The 21,560-nt window shown below is 67.8% G+C and carries 22 protein-coding genes; 6 read left to right on the top strand and 16 right to left on the bottom strand.

Annotation, left to right across the window (positions count from 1 at the left end):
• Nucleotides 1-186 precede the first annotated feature (186 nt).
• Both ACFXHA_RS36435 and ACFXHA_RS36440 read left to right on the top strand, forming a co-directional pair.
• Nucleotides 187-558, top strand: coding sequence for a bleomycin resistance protein (locus ACFXHA_RS36435; protein WP_379364398.1), 372 nt, complete (start codon nucleotides 187-189; stop codon nucleotides 556-558).
• 333 nt (nucleotides 559-891) lie between these two features.
• Entirely contained in the window at nucleotides 892-2,001 is a 1,110-nt protein-coding gene (locus ACFXHA_RS36440; RefSeq protein ID WP_379364821.1) for a methyltransferase, read from the top strand.
• Between the two features lie 94 nt (nucleotides 2,002-2,095).
• On the opposite strand, the gene ACFXHA_RS36445 is transcribed toward ACFXHA_RS36440, so the two are convergent.
• Nucleotides 2,096-4,567 (bottom strand): Tex family protein, encoded by a 2,472-nt coding sequence (locus ACFXHA_RS36445; protein WP_379364400.1) that lies wholly within the window; start codon nucleotides 4,565-4,567, stop codon nucleotides 2,096-2,098.
• 121 nt (nucleotides 4,568-4,688) lie between these two features.
• On the opposite strand from ACFXHA_RS36445, the gene ACFXHA_RS36450 reads away from it, so the two are divergent.
• Nucleotides 4,689-5,900 carry a PQQ-binding-like beta-propeller repeat protein gene (locus ACFXHA_RS36450; protein WP_379364402.1) on the top strand — a complete coding sequence of 404 codons (1,212 nt, stop codon included), beginning with the start codon at nucleotides 4,689-4,691 and terminating at the stop codon, nucleotides 5,898-5,900.
• Here the strand turns inward: ACFXHA_RS36450 and trmD are convergent.
• The 9 genes from trmD to ACFXHA_RS36495 all read right to left on the bottom strand — a co-directional run bounded on the left by trmD (nucleotide 5,897) and on the right by ACFXHA_RS36495 (nucleotide 12,828).
• Nucleotides 5,897-6,580 (bottom strand): tRNA (guanosine(37)-N1)-methyltransferase TrmD, encoded by a 684-nt coding sequence (gene trmD, locus ACFXHA_RS36455; protein WP_379364404.1) that lies wholly within the window; start codon nucleotides 6,578-6,580, stop codon nucleotides 5,897-5,899. The two genes, ACFXHA_RS36450 and trmD, sit on opposite strands and share 4 nt — an antisense overlap.
• 5 nt (nucleotides 6,581-6,585) lie before the next feature.
• The gene (rimM, locus tag ACFXHA_RS36460; protein ID WP_379364406.1) at nucleotides 6,586-7,122 is read right to left on the bottom strand and encodes a ribosome maturation factor RimM; all 537 of its coding nucleotides are present in this window, start codon (nucleotides 7,120-7,122) and stop codon (nucleotides 6,586-6,588) included.
• The gene (locus tag ACFXHA_RS36465) at nucleotides 7,122-7,364 is read right to left on the bottom strand and encodes an RNA-binding protein (protein ID WP_379364408.1); all 243 of its coding nucleotides are present in this window, start codon (nucleotides 7,362-7,364) and stop codon (nucleotides 7,122-7,124) included. Before ACFXHA_RS36465 ends, rimM begins: the two co-directional genes overlap by 1 nt.
• On the bottom strand, nucleotides 7,364-7,801 hold the full coding sequence (gene rpsP, locus ACFXHA_RS36470; RefSeq protein ID WP_379364410.1) for a 30S ribosomal protein S16: 438 nt from the start codon (nucleotides 7,799-7,801) through the stop codon (nucleotides 7,364-7,366). Before rpsP ends, ACFXHA_RS36465 begins: the two co-directional genes overlap by 1 nt.
• A 470-nt stretch (nucleotides 7,802-8,271) precedes the next feature.
• Nucleotides 8,272-9,417 carry a hypothetical protein gene (locus ACFXHA_RS36475; RefSeq protein ID WP_379364412.1) on the bottom strand — a complete coding sequence of 382 codons (1,146 nt, stop codon included), beginning with the start codon at nucleotides 9,415-9,417 and terminating at the stop codon, nucleotides 8,272-8,274.
• Between the two features lie 155 nt (nucleotides 9,418-9,572).
• Nucleotides 9,573-9,926, bottom strand: coding sequence for a hypothetical protein (locus ACFXHA_RS36480; protein WP_379364414.1), 354 nt, complete (start codon nucleotides 9,924-9,926; stop codon nucleotides 9,573-9,575).
• 74 nt (nucleotides 9,927-10,000) lie between these two features.
• Entirely contained in the window at nucleotides 10,001-10,723 is a 723-nt protein-coding gene (locus tag ACFXHA_RS36485) for a Uma2 family endonuclease (RefSeq protein WP_379364415.1), read from the bottom strand.
• Nucleotides 10,724-10,744: 21 nt separating this feature from the next.
• Complete coding sequence (locus tag ACFXHA_RS36490; RefSeq protein WP_379364417.1) at nucleotides 10,745-11,845, bottom strand: amidohydrolase family protein; 1,101 nt, start codon at nucleotides 11,843-11,845, stop codon at nucleotides 10,745-10,747.
• Between the two features lie 56 nt (nucleotides 11,846-11,901).
• Nucleotides 11,902-12,828 carry a LysR family transcriptional regulator gene (locus tag ACFXHA_RS36495; RefSeq protein WP_379364419.1) on the bottom strand — a complete coding sequence of 309 codons (927 nt, stop codon included), beginning with the start codon at nucleotides 12,826-12,828 and terminating at the stop codon, nucleotides 11,902-11,904.
• A gap of 298 nt (nucleotides 12,829-13,126) precedes the next feature.
• Here ACFXHA_RS36495 and ACFXHA_RS36500 point away from each other — a divergent pair, with 298 nt between their 5' ends.
• A complete protein-coding gene (locus ACFXHA_RS36500) occupies nucleotides 13,127-13,435 on the top strand; it encodes a hypothetical protein (protein WP_379364421.1) in 309 nt (102 codons plus the stop codon).
• Nucleotides 13,436-13,447: 12 nt separating this feature from the next.
• On the opposite strand, the gene ACFXHA_RS36505 is transcribed toward ACFXHA_RS36500, so the two are convergent.
• The 3 genes from ACFXHA_RS36505 to ACFXHA_RS36515 are packed head-to-tail and all read right to left on the bottom strand — an operon-like array spanning nucleotide 13,448 to nucleotide 16,483.
• Nucleotides 13,448-14,182: an MBL fold metallo-hydrolase gene (locus ACFXHA_RS36505; protein ID WP_379364423.1), complete on the bottom strand. Its 735-nt coding sequence runs from the start codon at nucleotides 14,180-14,182 to the stop codon at nucleotides 13,448-13,450.
• A gap of 10 nt (nucleotides 14,183-14,192) precedes the next feature.
• Nucleotides 14,193-15,140: a fumarylacetoacetate hydrolase family protein gene (locus tag ACFXHA_RS36510; RefSeq protein ID WP_379364425.1), complete on the bottom strand. Its 948-nt coding sequence runs from the start codon at nucleotides 15,138-15,140 to the stop codon at nucleotides 14,193-14,195.
• The gene (locus ACFXHA_RS36515; RefSeq protein ID WP_379364427.1) at nucleotides 15,137-16,483 is read right to left on the bottom strand and encodes an alpha/beta hydrolase family protein; all 1,347 of its coding nucleotides are present in this window, start codon (nucleotides 16,481-16,483) and stop codon (nucleotides 15,137-15,139) included. The genes ACFXHA_RS36510 and ACFXHA_RS36515 overlap by 4 nt, the downstream gene beginning before the upstream one ends.
• 106 nt (nucleotides 16,484-16,589) lie before the next feature.
• Here ACFXHA_RS36515 and ACFXHA_RS36520 point away from each other — a divergent pair, with 106 nt between their 5' ends.
• Nucleotides 16,590-17,204 carry a TetR/AcrR family transcriptional regulator gene (locus ACFXHA_RS36520; protein WP_379364429.1) on the top strand — a complete coding sequence of 205 codons (615 nt, stop codon included), beginning with the start codon at nucleotides 16,590-16,592 and terminating at the stop codon, nucleotides 17,202-17,204.
• Between the two features lie 53 nt (nucleotides 17,205-17,257).
• Here ACFXHA_RS36520 and ACFXHA_RS36525 read toward each other — a convergent pair whose 3' ends face one another.
• A complete protein-coding gene (locus ACFXHA_RS36525) occupies nucleotides 17,258-18,154 on the bottom strand; it encodes an aromatic prenyltransferase (protein ID WP_379364431.1) in 897 nt (298 codons plus the stop codon).
• Nucleotides 18,155-18,546: 392 nt separating this feature from the next.
• Between ACFXHA_RS36525 and ACFXHA_RS36530 the strand changes: the two genes are divergently transcribed.
• Entirely contained in the window at nucleotides 18,547-19,401 is an 855-nt protein-coding gene (locus ACFXHA_RS36530; protein ID WP_379364433.1) for a hypothetical protein, read from the top strand.
• 55 nt (nucleotides 19,402-19,456) lie between these two features.
• On the opposite strand, the gene ffh is transcribed toward ACFXHA_RS36530, so the two are convergent.
• Nucleotides 19,457-21,028, bottom strand: coding sequence for a signal recognition particle protein (ffh, locus tag ACFXHA_RS36535; protein WP_379364435.1), 1,572 nt, complete (start codon nucleotides 21,026-21,028; stop codon nucleotides 19,457-19,459).
• 51 nt (nucleotides 21,029-21,079) lie between these two features.
• The gene (locus tag ACFXHA_RS36540) at nucleotides 21,080-21,388 is read right to left on the bottom strand and encodes a hypothetical protein (protein WP_379364436.1); all 309 of its coding nucleotides are present in this window, start codon (nucleotides 21,386-21,388) and stop codon (nucleotides 21,080-21,082) included.
• Nucleotides 21,389-21,560 lie beyond the last annotated feature (172 nt).

Consider the following 21,560-nt stretch of genomic DNA (forward strand, 5'->3'; position numbering starts at 1 on the left):
AGGTGTACTACCTCGCCCCCCGGGTCGCCCCGGGGGTGTATTGCGCCCCCCCCGCGGGGGGGGGGTGTTATCCCTCGGGTTAACCCCCGGGCCGCTTCGGTTTTCGGGTCCATCCTGCGGGGTCCCGGGAATGTCGGTGGGTGGCGGTAGGGTCGGCCGCGAACGCCGTCGACGAGGGGAGACACCGTGCCGGAGGAGATCGAGTTCGAACGCGCGGCGCCGGTGATCCCGGTCCTGGATCTCGACGCCGCCCTGGACCGCTACCGCCGTCTCGGCTTCACCGCCTACGCCTACGAGGGTCAGGCCCGCTACGGGTTCGCTGATCGCGGCGGGGTTGCCCTGCATCTGACCGAATGGCCCGAGCACGATCCGAAACGCACCGCGTCGGCCGTCTACCTCTATGTCTCCGACGCCGACGCGCTCTACGCCGAATGGCTGGCCGAGGCCCTGCCCGGTCGGCTCGTCCCGCCGATCGACACCGAGTACGGGCTACGCGAATTCGCCTACGTCGACCCCGACGGCACGCTGCACCGCGTCGGCTCGTCGCTGCCGCTCTGAACCCGCCGACCGCCCGCGCGCGGCGGTGGGATACGTTGGAGGGATGACGGCACCCCACTTCGCTTCGACGGTGGGTTGACGGACGGCAAAACTGCCGTTGTTCCGGTCGCTTTCGCGCGATCGATCCTCAGAATCACAGCCCGTTGTGTTCGTCGGTGCCTGTTCCGGTGATATCCGCGTGAATCGAAGCAGCCGGTCGGCAATTCGTACGTGTGCGGGCTGGTCATGGAACGGACCGTCATGCTCGAACATCTTTCGGCGCAACGGTGCTCGCGCACCATCGCCGCCACCGTCACCCCCTCCGTCGACGCCGCCGACGCTGCCGACACCGCCATCTCTGCCGCCACCGTGTGCTGGGTCGAAGACGATGAACGTTGGAGTGCGTTGTGGCGCTCCGCGAATGGGACTCCCCCACCGGCCGACATTATCGCCGTGGACGATCGGCTCACCGCTGACGTGGCGCTGCGCATGGCGATCGCCGGGACCGCCATGTTGTGGCGCGGTGATTTTCACGGCGCGAATCAACTGCTGAAGGCGCTCGACCGACGCCTCACCCGGGAGCATTCCCGCAGACCGGTCACGGACTTCCACGCCCTGCGTCAGCGGCAGGCACGCCGAGCGCGGATTCTCGGCATGGTGCTGGTGCCCTTGGATCCCGGGCATGTGGTCCCGCTGCGTCGCGCACCCGATGTGCGGCAGGCGTGTCTGCACGCCTACGGCGAAGCGGCCGAGCCCGCCCTGGTGTCGTTGCGCGAATTGCACGGTGTGACAAGCGCATACGAATGGCGGCGCAAGGGTGTGGCGGTGCGGGCGCTCGGGGCTCGCATCCACCCCCATTACGGAGTGTTCGCGCCCGCACGCGACGAGTATGTCGATTTGGTCGCCGCCGCGCCCCTGCCCTCGACGCGGCTGGCCTTCGACATCGGAACCGGATCCGGGGTGCTGACGGCGGTGCTGGCTCAGCGCGGGGTGCAGTCGATCGTCGCGACCGATGTCGATCCGCGCGCCCTCGCGTGTGCCCGCGAGAATCTGGACCGCCTCGGCTACGGCGACCGGGTCGAGTTGCTGCGCACCGATCTCTACCCGCCGGGCCGCGCGCCCCTGGTCGTCTGCAATCCGCCGTGGCTGCCCGCAAAGCCACGCTCCCCACTCGACCATGCCGTGTACGACCCGGGCGGCCGCGTCCTGCGCGCGGTCCTGGACCGCATGACCAAGCACCTCACCGCGGACGGCGAAGGCTGGCTGATCATCTCCGACCTCGCCGAACGCCTCTCCTTGCGCGCACCCGGCGAGATGCGAGCGACCTTCGACGCGGCGGGACTGCGAGTGCTCGACCGACTCGATACCCGCCCCCGCCATCCCCGCGCAGACGACCGCAATGACCCACTCCACACCGCACGCGCCGGTGAAATCACCTCGCTGTGGCGGCTTTCCCCGCACTGAGCAACGAATTTCGTTCAGGCCGAACCCGGATCGGTGTGGTCGGCCCCGGACCTGAAGCAGGCCCCGGAATCCCGGGGCCTGCTGTTCGGTCGTGCTACTTGCCGAAGCCCGCGCGACGCAGGGCGTCGGCCATGCTGCCACTGGGAGCGGACTGGTTGCGGCGGTCGTTGCCACCGCGGTTGCCACCGCCCTGGCCGCCCTGTCCGCCCTGTCCGCCCTGACGGTTCCCGCCGGACTGGGCCGCGCCACCCTGACGGTTGCCACCGCTCTGGGCTGCGCCACCCTGGCGGTTGTCGCGGCCGCCGCCGCGCTGGCCGCCGCCCTGGTTGGTGCGGGGGCCGCGGTCGCCCCGGTCCTGCTTGGGCTTGCCGGGCTCGTCGTCGAGGCGCAGGGACAGGCCGATGCGCTGGCGCTGGACGTCGACCTCGAGGACCTTGACCTTGACCACGTCGCCGGACTTCACGACCTCGCGCGGGTCCTTGACGAAGTTGTGGGACAGGGCGGAGACGTGGACCAGGCCGTCCTGGTGGACGCCGATGTCGACGAACGCGCCGAAGGCGGCCACGTTGGTGACGACGCCTTCGAGGACCATGCCGGGCTGCAGGTCGGCGACCTTCTCGATGCCCGCGGCGAATTCGGCGGTCTTGAATTCGGGGCGCGGGTCGCGGCCGGGCTTCTCGAGCTCGGCGATGATGTCGGTGACGGTGGGGACACCGAACTGCTCATCGGTGTAGTCGGCGGGGCGCAGGGCGCGCAGGGCCGAGCTGTTGCCGATGATCTCCTTGATGCCCTTGCCGCTGGCGTCGAGGATGCGCCGGACCACCGGGTACGCCTCGGGGTGCACGCCGGAGGTGTCCAGCGGGTCGTCGCCCTCGCGGATGCGCAGGAAGCCCGCGCACTGCTCGAAGGCCTTGGGGCCCAGGCGCGGCACGTCCTTGAGCCCGGCGCGGCTGCGGAACGGTCCGTTGGCGTCGCGGTGGGCCACAATGCTTTCCGCGATCGAGTTGGAGATGCCGGAGACCCGCGACAGCAGCGGGACCGACGCGATATTGACGTCCACGCCGACGGCGTTCACCGCGTCCTCGACGACCGCGCCGAGAGAGCGGGCCAGCAGGGTTTCGGAGATGTCGTGCTGGTACTGGCCGACACCGATGGACTTCGGGTCGATCTTCACCAGTTCGGCGAGGGGGTCCTGCAGGCGGCGGGCGATGGAGACCGCGCCACGCAGCGACACGTCCATGTCGGGCAGTTCCGCCGAGGCGTAGGCCGAGGCCGAGTACACAGATGCGCCCGCCTCGGAGACCACGATCTTGGTGGGCTTGTTCTCCGGAATGCGCGAGATCAGTTCGGCGGCAAGGGCGTCGGTTTCGCGGGAGGCGGTGCCGTTGCCGATGGCGATGAGCTCCACATTGAAGCGGGCGACCAGTGCGCCCAGTACCGCGAGCGACTTCTCGGTCTGGCCCTGCGGCTTGTGCGGGTAGATGACCTCGGTGGCGACGACCTTGCCGGTGGCGTCCACGACCGCGACCTTCACGCCGGTGCGGTAGCCCGGGTCCAGGCCCATGGTGGAGCGGGTACCGGCCGGCGCGGCCAGCAGCAGGTCGCGCAGGTTGGCCGCGAACACGTCGACGGCATCGCGTTCGGCGGACTGCCGCAACCGCATTCGGGTGTCGATGCCCATGCTGACCTGCAGCTTGGTGCGCCAGGCCCAGCGCACGGTGTCGAGCAGCCAGGTGTCGGCGGCGCGGCCCTGCGCGGCGATGCCGAACTTCAGCGCGATGCGGCCCTCGTAGATGGAGCGCTCGCCGTCCGCGAGTTCCTCGGTGTCGGATTCGAGGTGCAGGTTGAGCACCTCTTCCTTCTCACCGCGCAGTAGCGCCAGGATGCGGTGCGAGGGCAGCTTGCTGAACGGCTCGGAGAATTCGAAGTAGTCGGAGAACTTCGCGCCCGCCTCTTCCTTGCCCGGCCGCACCGTCGAGCTGACCTGGCCGCGCTCCCACATCAGTTCACGCAGTTCACCGACCAGGTCGGCGTCCTCGGCGAAGCGCTCCACCAGGATGGAACGCGCACCGTCGAGCTGTTCGGCGTTGTACTGGGCGGGATCGGTGGTCGGGTCGCCGATCAGCGCGTCGGCCACCGGCTCGTGCCCGGCCTCACGCGCGATCTGCGCCTTGGTGCGCCGCTTGGGCTTGTAGGGCAGGTAGATGTCCTCGAGGCGAGCCTTGGTGTCGGCGAGCATCAGCTGCGCGTGCAGCGCCTCATCCAATTTGCCCTGGCCACGGATGGATTCGATGATCGAGCCCCGGCGTTCGTCGAGTTCGCGCAGGTAGTGCAGGCGCTCGTCGAGGGTGCGTAGCTGTGCGTCGTCGAGGCCGCCGGTCACCTCCTTGCGGTAGCGGGCGATGAACGGCACGGTCGACCCGCCGTCGATCAGCTCGACTGCGGAGCGCACCTGTTCCTCGCGCACCCCCAGCTCGTCGGCGATACGCCGCCCGACACTGGCAATGCGAATGGTGCTCTCGGCACCGGTGGATGCTGCGCTGACGGTTTCGGAGGCTGTCGTCACGCCCGCAGACACTACCGGCGTCGGACGACAGCCGTTGCAAGGGCCACGAACGAATCGGTCAAGGTTCCCGGCGCGGCGCGCCTCGGGGATCACGGACCGATACCGATGGCAGGATCGGCTGGTGCCGATCCCGACTCTGCGCCAACGCCTTCCGCGACGCGCGCTGACAACTATCGCCAGTGCCGTTTGCGCGACGACCGTACTGGTGGGATGCGGTTCCCACGATTCGGCCTCGAACGCGGACCGCCCGAGTGTGCCGAATCTGAAACTGGACGGGGTGCAGGCGCTGAACCTCGACGCGAACGAATCGTTCGGTGTCATGGCCAATGGGGTTTACACGGTGACTGGGCACGAGGTCACCGGAGTCGATATCCATACCGGACAGAAGCTCTGGCAGATCTCGTCCCCCACGGCGCTCGACAAGGACAAGACCCAGGTTCTGGACGCGGGTCATGTGCTGATGGTCGGCGGGAAGGACCAGCCGGGGCTCACTGCCTACGACACGGCCACCGGCCAGGTGTTGTGGAGCACCCCCGCCGAGCAGTGGTTCGAGGCGGACGAATCGACCGGGCAGTTCGTGCACAACGATTCTCGTACCGGCACGCAGCGGTGGAGTGTGGATCCCGGCACGCTGGGTTGCGCGACGCCGCTGTCGAAAGACCTTCCGGCACTGTTCGATTTGGGTGTCCCCAGCCTGGTCGAGAGTCCTAGCGTGGATGTGTTCCGGTGCGCCTCACCCAATGGAAGGTTCGTCGTCGGTGGACTGGATCGCGCCACCGGCGCGACGGTCTGGCATCGCGAGGTCGCAAACAAGGGCAGTTTCCTGCGTGGGCCGGGCCGGATCGGTACCGTCCGAACCGGGGACACGCTCGAGACCGTCGACATGGCGACCGGGAAATCACTGGGCAGCCGAAAGCCTGTCTCGGACAACGAGCTTCATATCTTCCTCGGTGACGGATCGGCATTGACGCTCGACAGCGACGTCATCGCTGAGGACAAGGACATGCGGCTGCAGGAACCCGACGGAAAGATCCGCTGGACCGTTCCGCTCGATCCGAAAGAGGAGAGTCAGCCGCTCATGGCCAACAGCGGCAACGCGGTCTTCACTCTGGTTCGACAACGCGCGGATTCGAGCTACAAGGCTTGGCTGATCGCCTATGACGCGAAGGACGGCAAACGCACCGTCGTGGCAGGCCCCGGCCCGACGGCGACAGGCGAAAAGCCCACCCTCACCATGAATTTGGGCGCGGTCGACACGGGGCTCGACTCGGGACCGTGGGGTCTGCTCGTGGCGGGACCGGACAACGGCTACGCCACGATTCCGGTGGCCTAGTTCTCCGGCAGCAGATCCGGGCGGCGTTCGGCGGTGCGTTGCAGCGACTGTTCGTGTCGCCACTGGTCGATCTTGGCGTGGTTGCCGGAGAGCAGGATTTCCGGGACGTCGAGGCCGCGCCAGGACACCGGGCGGGTGTAGGAGGGTCCTTCGAGCAGGCCGTCGGAGAACGAATCCTGTTCGTGGGACTGCTGATTGCCGAGCACGCCGGGGATCAGGCGGACGAAGGCCTCGGTCATGACGAGCACGGCGGCCTCGCCACCGATGAGGACGTAGTCGCCGATGCTGACCTCTTCGACGCGTACCCGCCGGGACGCGTCGTCGAAGACGCGCTGGTCGATGCCTTCGTAGCGGCCGCAGGCGAAGACGATGTGCTTTTCGGCAGACCATCTTTCGGCGGTCGCCTGGGTGAACGGCACGCCCGCCGGGGTCGGGACCACCAGCAGGGCGTCGTCCGGGCACACCGCGTCCAGCGCGTCGCCCCACACGGTCGGTTTCATGACCATGCCGGGCCCGCCACCGTACGGGGTGTCGTCCACGGACTTGTGCACGTCGTGCGTCCACTGCCGCAGGTCGTGCACGTCGACCTCGAGCAGGCCCTTGTCGATGGCCTTGCCCAGCAAGGCCGCTCGCATCGGCTCGAGGTATTCGGGGAAGATCGTCACTACGTCGATACGCATGGCGGCTACTCCGGGTCCAGCAGGCCCTCGGGCGGGTCGATGACGATCAGCTTGTCCGCGACCGACACGGTCGGGACCATGGCCAGCACGAACGGCACCAGGATTTCGCGCCCCGCGGGCGGGTACGCCTCCCCGGCCTTGATCGAAAGCAGTTCTCCCGCAGCGGAATGCAGTACTTCGTTGACGGTGCCGACGAGGGTGCCGTCACCGAGCTCGACACGCAGCCCTTCGAGCTCGTGGTCGTAGTACTCGTCCGGATCCTCCGACGGCGGCAGGTTCGCGGTGTCGACCACGAACAGCATGCCCCGCAACGCATCCGCGGCCGTGCGATCGGCGATGCCGTTGAGACGCAAGAGAAGCCGGCCCGAGTGCTCCCGGGCCGACTCCACTTCGAATTCCTGCGTCTGCTTGGCGCGCGGCAGCTTCCCCGTGAGGATGCTGCCGGGCGCGAAGCGCAGTTCCGGCTCGTCGGTGCGAACATCTACGACGAGTTCGCCACGCACACCGTGCGATTTGGCGACTCGTCCGACGACGAGTTCCACTATTGATCCGTGTCGACCACGTCGACGCGAATGCCCTTACCGCCGATCCCGGCGACCAGGGTGCGCAGGGCGGTCGCGGTACGACCGCCGCGCCCGATCACCTTGCCCAGATCATCCGGGTGCACGTGCACCTCGACGGTCCGGCCACGTCGGCTGGTGATCAGCTCGACGTGGACGTCGTCGGGATTGGCGACGATGCCGCGCACCAGGTGCTCGACGGCATCGGCGACCATGGCGGTCATTACTCGGCAGCTTCGGTGGTGGCCTCGGCCTCGGCGGCCTCGTCCTTCTTGGCGGCCTTCTTCTTCGGGGTGACGGCCTCGGCGACCGGCTCGTTGTCGGCGGACGCCAGGGCCGCGTTGAACAGGTCGAGCTTGGACGGCTTCGGGGCCTTGACCTTCAGGGTGCCCTCGGCGCCCGGCAGGCCCTTGAACTTCTGCCAGTCGCCGGTGATCTCCAGCAGACGCTGCACGGCCTCGGTCGGCTGCGCGCCGACGCCCAGCCAGTACTGCGCGCGCTCGGAATCGATCTGGATGAGCGAGGGCTCTTCCTTGGGCTGGTAGACGCCGATGGACTCGATGGCGCGGCCGTCGCGGCGGGTACGGGCGTCGGCGATGACGACGCGGTACTGCGCGTTGCGGATCTTGCCCAAACGGGTCAGCTTGATACGAACAGCCATGAGCTGATGCCTTTCAAATGGTTGGTCACGTCGCAATTCAGCAATCCACGCGGGGTGGATCCGGTTTTGCGTTGAGTGCTGTGACCGCCGCGCGGTACGTAACCGGAGACGGGCTGACACTGTCCTCAGATGAGAACGGTGGTTCATTCTGCCAGACCCCCGGTCCGGCGAAGAAATCGCCCCGAAACAACGGCACAGCCCACCGGGTGTGACCCCGATGGGCTGTGTCTCACGAAGAGCCTCGCGGCTGCGTCTCGTGCAGAGGCTACTGCGGCGCGGGCTGAGAGCTCCCGGACGTCAGTCCCTTCACGATCAAACCGGCCAGCACGCTGATGGCCAGCGCTTCGACAGACCCCACGGTCATCTCCTCATCAGGTTGAAATAACAAACGTGTGAAGCATGACCGATTCACTTACCCTGCGTGGCGAAATTCACCGACTTCCACCAACCGCTCATCGACGGCGTGTAGCTCAGTGCCGGCGCATGCAGACGGTGAGTCCGTTCGTGGTGCCGGGCGCGTAGGTGAGGCTGACGACGGTGCCGGAGGGGCAGACATTGTCATTGGATTCGTGGACGTCGGTCACCTGGTAGGCGGCCTTCGGATCGGAACAGTCGATGCGGCCGGTATCGGCAGCCGTGGAGGGATGGGCCGTGCGGTCGAGAATGCAGTCACCGACCGCCGCATAGCGGGAATCGCTCTGATCCGCCGGGCCCAGGCAGACCACCACGACCAGATCCGTCTTCTGATTGCTGCGCACCAGGACTCCGTTCGAGCCCTGATCGCCCGCACATTCGGGACGGGCCGGCTTCTGGTAGACGACGCGCACGGACCGCACCATGTCGACGGCGCTCGGATCGGTGCAGGCAACCTTGTTGGCCGAGGGGGCGCGATCGGTGCAGTCGCCGACCCGGGCGGTACTCACCGACTTCGGATCGGTGTCGACCGCACAGACCACGACCGCGCGGTTCAGCGCGGTCTGCGCGTACGCGACGCGGGCCTCCGGATGGTCCTTGCACGCCTGGTCGGTGACGGGCATCGCCGAATGGAACTCGACGGCAATCACTTTGGCGGGCGCGGGGGTCAACGCGCAGTCGACGCGAGTGATGGTCTCGCCCGCGTTCTTCACATCGACGCAATCGTCGGCCCGCAGCGCCCCCGGGTCCGTGGTGTTGAAGCGGGTGGGAGCCAGGCACAGCACGGTGGTCGGCGTCTTGCCCGAACCGGCCGGTTGGGCAACGAGATTGGTGGCGTCGGGATACTGCACGCACGCCGAGACCACGGGCGTGGTCCAGGCCCGTTTCGCCACGATCTTGTAGGTCGACGCGCTGTCGGCACAGCCGTTGACCATCGGGCCGGAGGCATCGTTGAACGAGACACACGCACCGACCGGGAACGCCTCGGGAGCCGGGCGCGTCACCACCCACCCGGTCACCGCGGCGGCCACACCGACGATCACCACCGCGACCACCGCCGCCCACACCCACAGCCGGCGCTTGCGCGGCAGCGGCTCGGTCGGCGGAACACCCATGGGAACATAGGGCGGGAGCGGAGCATTCGCCTCGGGATCCGGCTGCGCGCCCGGCCGGGGGTCGAGTTCGGATGGCTGGTCGAGCATGGTTTTCTCCCACGGATCTGGTCGCGGCGATCTCGGCGACCGTGCAGGGGGTGATCGTAAGATCCGGCAGCTCAGCCATCGATATGACGGATTCGGTTACCGATTCACACCAATCCAGCTGGTGGACAACGCCATCGCGCCCCACCCCGCAACATTCACACGTGCCGCAAGCAGATCGTGGCCCCCGCGGTGACACCCGGGCCGAACCGCAGCCGCACGGCCGTGTTCGGCGGGCAGGCGTTGTCATCGGATTCGTGGCGTTCGACGACCTGCAATGTGGCGGTCGGATCGCCGCAACTGACCCGGCGGAGATCGGCGACCGAGTCGGTGCCCTTGTCGGACACGCAGTCGAAGAGCTGAGCGTACGCGGCATCCTGCCGGTCGACTGGACCCACACAAACCACGGCGGTCAGATCGGTCTTCTCATTGCTTCGGGTGACAGCCGTCTCGGCACCGATCTGGTTCAGGCAAGCGGGCTCGCCGGGTTTCAGATAGGCGCTCCGCGCCACGAGCGCGCGACCGCCCAAGACGCCTGCGCGAAGGCCAGGCGGACCTGCGGAAACCGCTTGCACGCCTGGTTGATTTACCGCAGCCGGGCGGTCGGGACCTCCACCCGGACCGGAGCGGGCGGGTACACCGTCTCCCCGGCCGACACACAGACTTCCTGACGGTAGGAGGACTCGACCAGCCGATAGCCGAAGAACCTGGCGGGCTTGCCCTTGGGAAGCTCGACAATCCACAGGTACGGAACTCCGGCTACCGCGTAACCGGCCATCTTCGTCTCGCGTTCCGCACGCTTGTTTCCCGGCGACCAGACCTCGACCGCCAACTGCAGCTCGGCGGGTTCGATACTCGTCCGGCCTTCGATCGCAGCGGCCACCACCGCGACATCCGGGATCACCCCGGTACGGATGGCGGTGCTGAGCTTGACCGCAACCGCGGGGAGAACGTGCAGATCCTCACGCCCCGCAGCCGTGATCGCCTGATCCAACATAGTCGCGAGACGGAAGGCAGCATGTTGGTGTGGCAACGTCGGCGCGGGCGACATGCAGAGGTACCCCAGAATCAGCTCGAGACGAGATCCATCGGAAGGCGGCTCTTCGGCTAGCCAGCCTTCCACGGTCGTCGGACCCAGGGTGTGAATTATCGAAACCTCCGCGGCCATGGCCATTTTCCGTCCGATCCGTCCGCTTCGAACACAGTCGGTGCCTATGTCAGTCCCGCTGGACTGTCCGGGTACAGCAGATTCGATCCGATTGACATTGTTCCATGAACAGGACGCACTCCCATACGTGGAACGCGACATCAGGTGCGAATACCGTCGAACTCAGCGCGCCGCGGTGACCGGGGAGCGGCGGGTGTAGACGCGGCCGCGCAGGACCACCCAGGCCGGAGTCGCCAAGGCTGCGAGGTTTGCGCGCGGGTCCTCTTCGTAGACAACGAAGTCGGCGGGGGCGCCGGGTTCTGTGCCGGGGTGGCCGAGCCAGGCTCGGGCATTCCAGGCGGACGCGCCGAGTGCGTCGTGGGGGGTGAAGCCGGCTTCGGTGAGGGCGATGATTTCGTCGGCGATGCGGCCGTGGCGGATGGAGCCGCCTGCGTCGGTACCGGTGTAGATGGGGACGCCGGCCTCGTGGGCGCGGGCGACAGTGTCGCGGGAGCGGCGGTGGAGGTCGCGCATGTGGGCGGCGTAGATCGGGAATTTGGTTGCGCCGTCGGCTATTCCGGGGAAGGTGTCGATATTGATGAGGGTGGGGACGAGGGCGGTACCGTGGGCGGCCATCAGGGCGATGGTGTCGTCGGTGAGGCCGGTGCCGTGTTCGAGGCAGTCGATGCCCGCGCCGAGCAAGCCGGGCAGGGCGTCCTCGCCGAAGACGTGCGCGGTGACGCGGGCGCCCTCGCGGTGGGCGGCGTCGATGGCGGCCTTCAGGATGGTGTCGGACCACAGCGGGGCCAGATCGCCGGTGGCGCGGTCGATCCAGTCGCCGACGATCTTCACCCAGCCGTCGCCGCGGCGGGCCTGCTCGGCCACGATCTCCGGCAGGTCGCGTTCGTCCTCGACATCGATGCCGAGTTCGCGAATGTAGCGCTTGGGGCGGGCGATGTGGCGGCCCGCGCGGATGATGCGCGGCAGATCGTCGCGTTCGTCGATGAATCGGGTGTCGATGGGTGAGCCCGCATCGCGCAGCAGTAGCGCGCCCGCATCGCGCTCCACCTCGGCCTGGGCCACCGCACCGGCCCGATCCTCGTGTCCCCCACCGTGTTTGATGCCGACATGACAGTGGGCGTCGACCAGTCCGGGCACGATCCAGCCGGACGCGCACACGGTGTCGGCGTCGCGGATCGGCTCGTCGGAGAGGATGCCGTCCCGCACCCAGAGATCGCGGACTTCCCCGTCGGGCAGCACCACGCCGCGGACATGTAGCCGCATGTCGGCCTCCTCGTCTGGACGGTTTGTCTCGACACGAACCCGGATCCACTATCGCATCAGTCGTCCAGCACGGTGATGTCGGTGCGTTCGCGGCATACCGCGCGGACGGCGGCCAGCCCGGCCGCGATGACCGGATGCTCGGCGCTGCCCCGGCGCACCGCGGACAGGTGCCTGCGTACCGGGGCCGGATCATCGTGCAGCGCAACGCGTGTCACCGGTAGTTCGGGCGGCAGGTAGGCGAGGCGCGGCACCAGGCTCACCCCGAATCCGTGTGCCACCATGGCCGCCACCCCCGGGAAATCGACTGCCTGCCCGGCGATTCGGGGCGAGAACCCCGCGGCGGCGCAGGCCGCCGAGACCACCAGATGATGAGTGATGCGCGCGCGGCCGGTGATCCACGGCTCGGCCGCCGCCTCGACCAGCGCGACACTTTCTCGCGCGGCAAACGAATGCCCCCTGGGCACAAGCAGATCCAGTGGCTCGGTGAGGAGCGGTCGCTGCTCGAAACGCGGATCGTCGAGCGCGGGACTACCGGGTGCGGGGAGCACGATCCCGATATCGCTGTCGCCGACGAGCAGGGTTTCGAAACAGTGCGCGCTCTCATCCTCGATCAGTTCCACCGTCAGCCCCGGATTCGCGTCCCGCAGCCGGGCGGCGGCCGGCGCCACCAGTGCCGCGAGGGCGGTCGGCATCGCGCTGATCCGCAGCACCCCGGCGATGCCCGCCCGGTGCGCCGCCAACTCCGCCCGCGCCCGCTCCGCCTGCTCCGCCAGCAGATCCGCATGTCGTAGCAGGGCGTGGCCGACCGCGGTCAACTGCACTCTGCGGCCGACCTGTTCGAGCAGTTCGACATCCAGTTCCCGGGCCAGGCCACGCAACTGCTGCGACACCGTGGACGGCGTCAGATGCAGCGCGGCCGCGGCCGCGGTGACCGTGCCGTGGTCACGCAGGACCCGCAGCGCCTGCAAGCGAGGGTCGATCATGTGGCAATTCTGCACGATCCGCTACGGAAACTTTCGATGGACCGACAGCGTCACTGCTTCGAAAATTATGTCCATGACCGAGGAAGACCGACACTGCAGCCATTGCGGCTGGCCGACAGCCCAACCGTTCCAAGTACTTTCGCGCCATCGCACGTCCGAGGGAGTCGTCGTCTACACCCGTTGCGTCTGTGGCGTGGTGCGCATGCAGCTGTCCTCGGCGGCATTCACGATTTGAAGTATTTCATTTTCAGTCTCCGTCTAGGATCGGGTCGCACATCACCCCATCGGAGGCCCACCCATGTCATCGTCGTTCGCCCGCAATCGAATTCGCCTGACCGTCGCCACGCTGGCGATCGGCGCGACCGTCACCGCCTTCGGGGCCACCGCGCAGGCAGCACCGCTGCCCCTGGAGCAGCCGTCCCCGGCTGCTCCCGTGGCAACGACCACCGGATCCAGCGCGTTCGGCGTCAACTGGGACACCGGCATGATCACCGCGTCGGCCGTGGCACCCGCGGCGATCGTGGCGGTCATCCTCTGCTCGATCGGGCTGAGCACCGGCAGCGTCAAGGAAACCCCCGGCAACGACAACCCCTGCCTGCCGATCTGATCGCGGCGGCGATCAGCTGCCGAATTCGCCGAGCCGATCCGACAGGTCCCGACGGATCGGCTGCCCGTGCCCGGGGACGAGAATCTCCGCACCCAGGGTGCCGAGCCCGCGCGCACTGGCGAGCGTTCCAGCCTCGTCGTGATTGAAAAACCCCGGCAGCAACTGCAATCCGGTCTCCCGCAGCAGCGGATGCCCGGTCACCAGCGCATCCCCGGAGAACAGCACCCCCTCCGACGGCATGAGATACGCGGTGTGGCCATTGGTATGCCCCGGCGTCGGCACCTCGACCAACCCGCCGGGGAGCGCGGCCAGTGTGTCCGCATCGAGCGGCGCGGCCGAAGGCACGCTCATCCCGATGTGCCCGGCACAGGCCCGCAACGTCTGCCCCACCCACACGATCCCGCGCCGCGTCCCCAACCGCTGCACCATCTGCACCGGCGTAATCTGTTGCAGATACTCGCGTTTGGCGTGGCGGACCTCCTCCGCGCCGGTATAGACCGGGACGCGCAGCTGCTCGACCAGGGCGGGAATCGCGCCGATGTGGTCGAGGTGGGCGTGCGTCACCACCACCGCCGCGACATCCGCGAGATCGCGGCCGATCTCGGTCACCGATTTCAGGACCGACGGGGTATCGGCGGGATAGCCGGCATCGACCACGGTCACCCCGCGCTCGTCGCTGACCAGCGCCCAGTTGACGTTCGTGCCCGCCACCACGTAGACGGACTCCGACACCTGCTCGATCTTCACTTGTCCTCCCTCACTTGCCGATTCGATGTTCGATGACGCCGATGCCGTCGATCTCCAGGCGCAGGTCGTCGCCGGGGGCCAACCAGCGGCCAAGCTCCATGCCGCTGCCACCGGGCAGGGTGCCGGTGGCGACCAGCTCGCCCGGGTACAGCTGCTCGGAGCGTGAGGCGTGCACGATCGCCTCGGCCACCGAGAAGCGCATGCCCGAAGTGCCGGTGCGCGACAGGGTTTCGCCGTTGATCGATACCGAGGCGGTGAGCCGGTCGAGCCGATCGGCCACCGCGGATCCGGCGACAGCGGTCGCCGACATCGAACCGGCGAAGTGCTTCGACTTCTGCGGGCCGAAACCCGAACGCATCTCCGGCAATTGGACGTCGCGGGCGGAGAAGTCGTTGATCACCACGACCGCCGCGATCGCGGCCAGCGCATCGGCCTCGGTCGCGTCCCGCAGCGGGGCGCCCAGCACCACACCGAGTTCCAGTTCGAAATCCAGGGCGTTGCTGTAGGCGGGCGGGGTGATCTCGACGCCCGACGGCACCAGGGTCAGCGGGTTGGACAGGTAGTAGATCGGCTGGGCGTACCAGAGCCGGTGCGGGCGATACGGCGGGAAGGTCCGGCGGGTGATCGCCTCGAAGGCCCGCCCGATCCGGTAACCGGCGGGCAGGAACCGCCGGGCCATGCCGCGCGCCGCGTCGACGGCGTGCTGCTCGAAGAGCATGTACTCGCGGAATGCGATCGGGCTGACCGGCAGCACCGTCGCGCCGTCGGGCAGGCCCAGACGCTCCCAGCGGGCCAGCTCGAATTCGTCGGTGAACGCGGAGGGCACGAAATCGGCTGTGCCGCTCTCGGATTCGGTGACGGCCTGCCAGCCGTCGCCGGTGTCGAGGTGGCGGACGATGCGGCGCGCACCGAGGTCGAGGGTGCGGCGCAGGCGCGGCAGCGGGGTCGCGTCGCTCATCGGGTCAGCGGCTCCGGTGTGCCGGCGGGAAGCAGATGCTCACGCAGGAACCGTACCGACAATTCCGACCATTGCACGGCGTGACCCATGGCGCAGTGATCGTCGTCGGCGTACAGGACCAGTTGCGCGTCGGGGGCTCCGACGGCGATATCGATGGAATCCTGAGTGCTGATCAGGGTGTCGTTCGCGCCGTTGATCACGAGTATCGGAATCTCGATGCGGCGGTAATGGTCGCGCAGCGACATACCGCGCAGCCGCCGCATCAGGTCGGTGGTGCCGGTCGCGCCGGTGGCGTGTCGCAGGGTGGACACGATCACCTCCGGGACGCCCAGTGAGCCGCCCGGACCGAAGGAGCGGTGCGCCGGAGCGCCATTGGCGACCGCCACCCGCAACCGCTTCTCGACCGCGGCCATGCGGGTGGTCCAGTACGCGCCGAAACTGAAGCCCAGCATGCCGATTCGGTCGGCGTCCACCCGCGGATCGGCGGACAGGACGTCGAGCACCGTCGAATAGACCCGCTCGGCCGCCGGGGACAACGGTTCCCGGTAGGAGTACGTGCCGGGCATCTCCATGACGAAAAGCCCCAGGCCCGCATGACGATGCGCCAGCAGCGGCAAGGTCGCCTCCGCCAGTGAGCCCTCCAGGCCATTGGTGACGAGCACGAGCGGTACAGTCTCGACTCCCTGCGGAAGAATGAGGAACCCGCGCACCGCGTCCCCGTCCCCGAACGGGATCCGCATCGATTCGACAGTCACCTCCATCGCGGAAGCCAGTGCAGTGAGCAGGATTTCGGTCAGCCGATGCGACCGCTCGTAGGCTTCCAGCCGCCGCGGACTCCACCCCGGCCAGGCGGCCACGAACTCGTACACCAGCACCTTGATCAGACCGTCCAGCGCGTTCGCGGCGTCGGCGGCATCCGGATGCTCGGCGCAGAACCGCTGCACCGCATCGGGATTCGCGACCGGCCCACGATCGGCCAGGATCGTCACCGCCGGAGCCAGCAGCTTGCCGAGCCCCTCGACGTCGACCGCACCGGCCGGATCGAGCAACTCCCCCGTCGACGGCCCGCCCAGTCGCGCCAAGGCGGCATCGGCGCGTTCGCGATGCGGCAGCGCGAAATCCCGCCAATACCCGGCCCATCGCTCGTCCTCGAAGGACCGGCATCCCGCCAGCTGCGCCCGGAACTCCGCCTCCGGCATCCCGCCCAGATGCGTGAACCGATCGGCGAACAGCGCGGGCAGGAACGCGGCGGTCCCGAGCACCCGGGCCGCCCGCTCGGTGGTGTGGGTGAGCGCGCAAGCGCTGACCAGGATCCGCTTGGCGAGCATCGGCAGCGACGTCATCAGAGTGCCTTCCATCCAGCTACGTCGATATCGCAGAAACATCTGCATTAACAAGGTAGGGACAGCGCGGCACCAAAAGCAAGGAGTTCTGCTTTAAGATTTCGGAATGACCGCGCAAGACCCAGCGACCGCACCGGCCGATGGCCCGCAGCGCCGACCGGGCGGGCGCTCGACCCGCGTCCGCGAGACCGTCCATGCGGCCGTCCTCGACGCGATCGCCGAACACGGCGTCGACCACGTCGGCATCCCCGACATCAGCCGCCGCGCCGGAGTCCGCGACAGCTCCATCTACCGCCGCTGGGGCACCCGCGAAAACCTCGTCCTGGACGCATTACTCGCCTACAGCGAGCGCCTGCTACCCACCCCCGACACCGGCACCCTACACGGCGACTTCACCGCTCTCGCTACGGAACTCGCCGCCTACCTGGCCACCCCCCTCGGCCAGGGCCTGGCCCGCGCGCTCGCCTACAACACCGACACCGACGCCAGCGGTGCGGCGCGAAACGCCTTCTGGTCCACCCGTTTCCGCGCCACCGCCCCGATCCTCACCCGAGCCGCCACCCGCGGCGAGCTCGCCCCCGACGCGGACGCCCGCCTGGCCCTGGAACTGCTCATCGCCCCAATCCACTTCCGCGCCATGCTGACCCGTGAACCCGCCGACGCCGAATTCATCGACCGCCTGGCCACCTCCGTCTGCCGAGCCCTATCCTTCGGCTCATGACCTGGTCGAGACCACCGGTCACCAATGGCGATGCGCGGCAACTGCTCGAGGCGCTAGGTGATTCGGGGGATGGCGCCGGCGGGGAAGACGACGTTCTGGGTTGAGGTGTATTCGGCCTGGACCTTGTAATAGCGGTCGTCGGGGCCGTAGGCGGTGTAGAACGTGAAGCCGCGGGGCCCGCTGCCCGCATAGGGGGCGCCGGAGACGAAGCGGTCGAGGACAGGATCGACGTGTTTGGGGAAGGTCGTGGCCTGGTGGCGGACCGGGAAGCAGATGCGCTGCATGTGCGGTGACGTCCAGGAGAACGTGCGGTACACGTTGAATGTGTTGCCCAGCAACGCCAACTCGCCGTCGGTGGCCGCGACGAAGTCGAGTTCGGCCAGGATCGTGGTGATATCGGCGGCGGTGATCAGGCCGGGGGCGAAGACCCGGGAGTAGAGGTTCATGGTGCGACTCGCGAAATCCAGTGCCATGATCGCGATGTCGCTGCCGTAGCGGTTCAGGTGCGCGGCATGCGCGCGGGCGGATTCCGGGATCCCGGTGAATCCGAGAACGCGATCCACAGCGATCATTCCGGGAAACATCATCCAGATTTTCTCGACGCCGTGCGCGACCCCCACATCGACACCGAAGAGGACGGGCACGGCGGCGGGGATGCCGGTGAGCAGCTGTTCCATCGGATGGCCGATGAACTCGAGCAACCCGGCCTCGCGCAACATGGTGACCGGGTCGACGCCGACACCGGAGTTCATCAACCGCACGTTCACCCGTCGCTGCGGCACCGGATGAGTGGTGGTGCGCACCCCCAGGACGGATGTGGTCCACAGCTCCGTCAACGCCTCGAGCGCCGGATCCACCGCCGCCGGATCGTAGGGGGCCTCGGCGAGACGAGCGAATTCCCGCAGATCCCGTCGGATCCGGTCCAGCGTCAGCACAGCGGATGCATCCATAATCACTCCGAATCCCCGTCGATCCTCGACGAGCCGGAACGCCCGCCGACGCCTGCAATGCCCGGCACAGGATAGCCGGATCCGTCTGACCAAGAAGACAGTTCGAGCCGCCACCCACACAGCGGTCGGCGACTGATCCAGCGACCCATACCGCCCGCCGATTCCCTGCCTAGCCTGGGTTGATCGTCTTCTCTGACGATTTCGACAGCACGGAAAGGACAGGACAATGGGCAGCTCGATCGGTTTTCCCTTCGATTTCGTTCGAATTCGCGAGATGTTCAGGCCCTTCTGGCCGGGTTTCTTCCCGCCACTGTTCTGACGACACACTTCGGCCCCACCACGAATGTGATGGGGCCGAAATGGTCGGCGAGGGCTGTCGTTAGCATCGGCCGGTGAGAGTCGATGAGGAGTTCCCGGCCGAATGGGGACGCACGTTGGTGGGTGAGGTGTCGCAGGACCCGGAGGACGGGGAATGGCTTTTCGACGGCTGGCGGCGGATCACCTTTCCCAGTGCGGAGGACGGCCGTCACGGCCATCACACCAGGGGATACGAGGCTCCGGATACCGTGGCTATCGCATACGGCGGAGAAATCGTCGCGCTGGGTGAGACGGGCGGGATGAGTCCGATCAATCTCTATGTGTGGGACAACGAGTACTACCAGTTCCTGCGGTTGCGGGAAGTGCTCGCCCCGGAGGTCTGGGCATTGCTGCCGTGGGCACCGTTCCGGAACGGCCAATTGCTGTATGCCTGGGACAAATTCCACCATTGGAACTACTTTCGGCATCCCGGTAAGCCGCCCGTGCGCGAAGGCGACGAGGATCAGAGCTGGCCGGACTTTCCGGCCGTCCTCAGCTACGGCGGCGATTGGTACGACTTCGCCCAGCAGGTCGAGCACGAATATCCGCTCGGCTTCCGGGCCGAACCCGTCGCCTCCTCCGAGGCATGCCTGATCCGGGCCGCGCAGGAGGGCGATCTCGCCGCGGTGCTCGAACAGCTCGCGCTCGGAACGAATCCCGATATCGGGTCGGAACCGCCCGGGGTGCACACCGCCCATTGCTCGGAGCGCGATGCCACACCGGTGGCGAACGCGCTCACCGGGCGCGTACCCGAGATCGCGGAGGCTCTGATCGCTGCCGGTGCCCGGGTCCCCGCCCACCTGGCGAGCCGGATTCCGCCCGCCCCGGCCCCGCCGCAACCCACGGGGAAGGGCAATCGGGGCTGGTGGCAGCGGATGACCGGGCGCTGAACCCGAAAACGTCGGAGGCGGACGCGAGTTCGCGTCCGCCTCCGACGAATTCAGCTCAGTTCTTCGGGAAGTTCAGCTTGCTGAGGTCGAAACCTTCCAGGCCCGGCGGGAGTTCGTTGAGGCCGGCGGGGAGGTTGGAGATGTCGGGCATGCCGGCGGGGAGGCCGCCGGGGAAGCCGGGCATGCCCGGGAAGCCGCCGCGTGCGGCCTTCGGCGGGGTGGGGCCGCGGCCGCCCTTCTTGCCCTTCTTGCCTTTGCCCTTGCCCTTGTTGGCGCGGGCGCCGGGGAGGCCGAACTGGCGGGACATGGCGCCCATCATCTTCTTGGCTTCGAAGAAGCGGTCGACGAGCTGGTTGACGTCGGAGACCTGGACGCCGGAGCCGGCGGCGATGCGCAGGCGGCGAGAAGCGTTGATGATCTTCGGGTTCGCGCGCTCGGCGGGGGTCATGCCGCGGATGATGGCCTGCACCCGGTCGAGCTGCTTGTCGTCGACCTGGGCGAGGACGTCCTTCATCTGGCCCGCGCCGGGCAGCATGCCGAGCAGGTTGCCGATGGGACCCATCTTGCGGATGGCCAGCATCTGCTCGAGGAAGTCCTCGAGGGTCAGCTCGCCGGAGCCGATCTTGCGGGCGGCCTCTTCGGCCTGCTGTGCGTCGTAGACCTGTTCGGCCTGCTCGATCAGGGTGAGCAGGTCGCCCATGCCGAGGATGCGCGAGGCCATGCGGTCGGGGTGGAAGACGTCGAAGTCTTCGAGCTTCTCACCGGTGGAGGCGAAAAGGATGGGCTGGCCGGTGATTTCACGCACCGACAGGGCGGCACCACCGCGGGCGTCGCCGTCGAGCTTGGTGAGCACGACGCCGGTGAAGCCGACGCCGTCGCGGAAGGCCTGCGCGGTGGAGACCGCGTCCTGGCCGATCATGGCGTCGAGGACGAACAGGGTCTCGTCGGGGTTGACGGCGTCGCGGATGCCCGCGGCCTGCCGCATGAGTTCCTCGTCGATGCCGAGGCGGCCGGCGGTGTCGACGATGACCACGTCGTACTGCTTGGTCTTGGCCTCTTCGATACCGTTGCGCGCCACGTCGATCGGATCGGACGCGGACACGCCGAGCGGGTTGTCACCGCCGCCGATGGAGGTGCCCGGGTGCGGTGCGTAGACCGGCACTCCGGCCCGCTCACCGACGACCTGCAGCTGGGTGACCGCGCCGGGGCGCTGGAGGTCACAGGCGACCAGCAGCGGCGTATGCCCCTGGCCCTTCAGGTATTTGGCGAGCTTGCCCGCGAGGGTGGTCTTACCGGCACCCTGCAGACCGGCCAGCATGATGACGGTCGGCGGGTTCTTGGCCAGCCGCAGCCGCCGGGTCTCGCCGCCGAGGATATTGATGAGTTCCTCGTTGACGATCTTCACGACCTGCTGGGCCGGGTTCAGCGCCGCGGAAACCTCAGCGCCCTTGGCGCGTTCCTTGATCTTGGCGATGAAGGTGCGCACGACGGGCAGCGCCACGTCGGCCTCGAGCAGGGCCAGGCGGATCTCGCGCGCGGTCGCGTCGATGTCGGCCGGCGACAGACGTCCCTTGCCACGCAGATCCTTGAGGGCACCGGCCAACCGGTCGGAAAGGGATTCGAACACCGATGCTCCTACATCTCGAGGGACTGTCACTCGAGATACCAGCGTAGTGGGCTATTCGAGCGAGCGTGGCCGTGGCCCCGGACGCCGCAGGTCGTGCTTCTCGGTGGCGACCATGCCGACGGCTTCCCGGGCGGTGAGGCCCAGTTCGAGGGCGAGCCCGTCGAGCATCGCCCATTCGGCGTCGGTGGGGGTGTGCTCGGTGACGGTGGCGGCGATGGTCATGGCGGTCACCGCCTGCTGACCGGTGAGGGTGCGGCCCGGGAGCCAGGAGACCACCCAGCGGTCGCCGCCGACGCAGCGCGCGATGTGGGAGGTCAGATCACTCGTCATCATCGAGGCGGAAACGACTTCGATTGCCACCGACCTGCTCCCCTCGCTCGCGACAGCTCGACACCTGCACGCGAATACTAGGGTGTGACTCCGGTCACCTGATCGGTATTACAGCAAATTGCCTGCAACATTCTGATTAACTGGCAAACGCGCGGTTTGCCAGCTAATCCAGTCCCCTGGCGACCGATCAGAAAATGGCTGG

It is taken from the genome of Nocardia sp. NPDC059240 (genome assembly GCF_042753865.1).
Lineage (GTDB): Bacteria > Actinomycetota > Actinomycetes > Mycobacteriales > Mycobacteriaceae > Nocardia.

Bases quoted from the DNA above. Each gene is read 5' to 3' on its own strand.
- trmD (WP_379364404.1), bottom strand. From the start codon at position 6,580: ATGCGTATCGACGTAGTGACGATCTTCCCCGAATACCTCGAGCCGATG.
- ACFXHA_RS36465 (WP_379364408.1), bottom strand. From the start codon at position 7,364: ATGACCGCCATGGTCGCCGATGCCGTCGAGCACCTGGTGCGCGGCATC.
- rpsP (WP_379364410.1), bottom strand. From the start codon at position 7,801: ATGGCTGTTCGTATCAAGCTGACCCGTTTGGGCAAGATCCGCAACGCG.
- ACFXHA_RS36475 (WP_379364412.1), bottom strand. From the start codon at position 9,417: ATGCTCGACCAGCCATCCGAACTCGACCCCCGGCCGGGCGCGCAGCCG.
- ACFXHA_RS36485 (WP_379364415.1), bottom strand. From the start codon at position 10,723: ATGTCGCGTTCCACGTATGGGAGTGCGTCCTGTTCATGGAACAATGTC.
- ACFXHA_RS36490 (WP_379364417.1), bottom strand. From the start codon at position 11,845: ATGCGGCTACATGTCCGCGGCGTGGTGCTGCCCGACGGGGAAGTCCGC.
- ACFXHA_RS36495 (WP_379364419.1), bottom strand. From the start codon at position 12,828: ATGATCGACCCTCGCTTGCAGGCGCTGCGGGTCCTGCGTGACCACGGC.
- ACFXHA_RS36500 (WP_379364421.1), top strand. From the start codon at position 13,127: ATGTCATCGTCGTTCGCCCGCAATCGAATTCGCCTGACCGTCGCCACG.
- ACFXHA_RS36510 (WP_379364425.1), bottom strand. From the start codon at position 15,140: ATGAGCGACGCGACCCCGCTGCCGCGCCTGCGCCGCACCCTCGACCTC.
- ACFXHA_RS36515 (WP_379364427.1), bottom strand. From the start codon at position 16,483: ATGACGTCGCTGCCGATGCTCGCCAAGCGGATCCTGGTCAGCGCTTGC.
- ACFXHA_RS36520 (WP_379364429.1), top strand. From the start codon at position 16,590: ATGACCGCGCAAGACCCAGCGACCGCACCGGCCGATGGCCCGCAGCGC.
- ACFXHA_RS36525 (WP_379364431.1), bottom strand. From the start codon at position 18,154: ATGGATGCATCCGCTGTGCTGACGCTGGACCGGATCCGACGGGATCTG.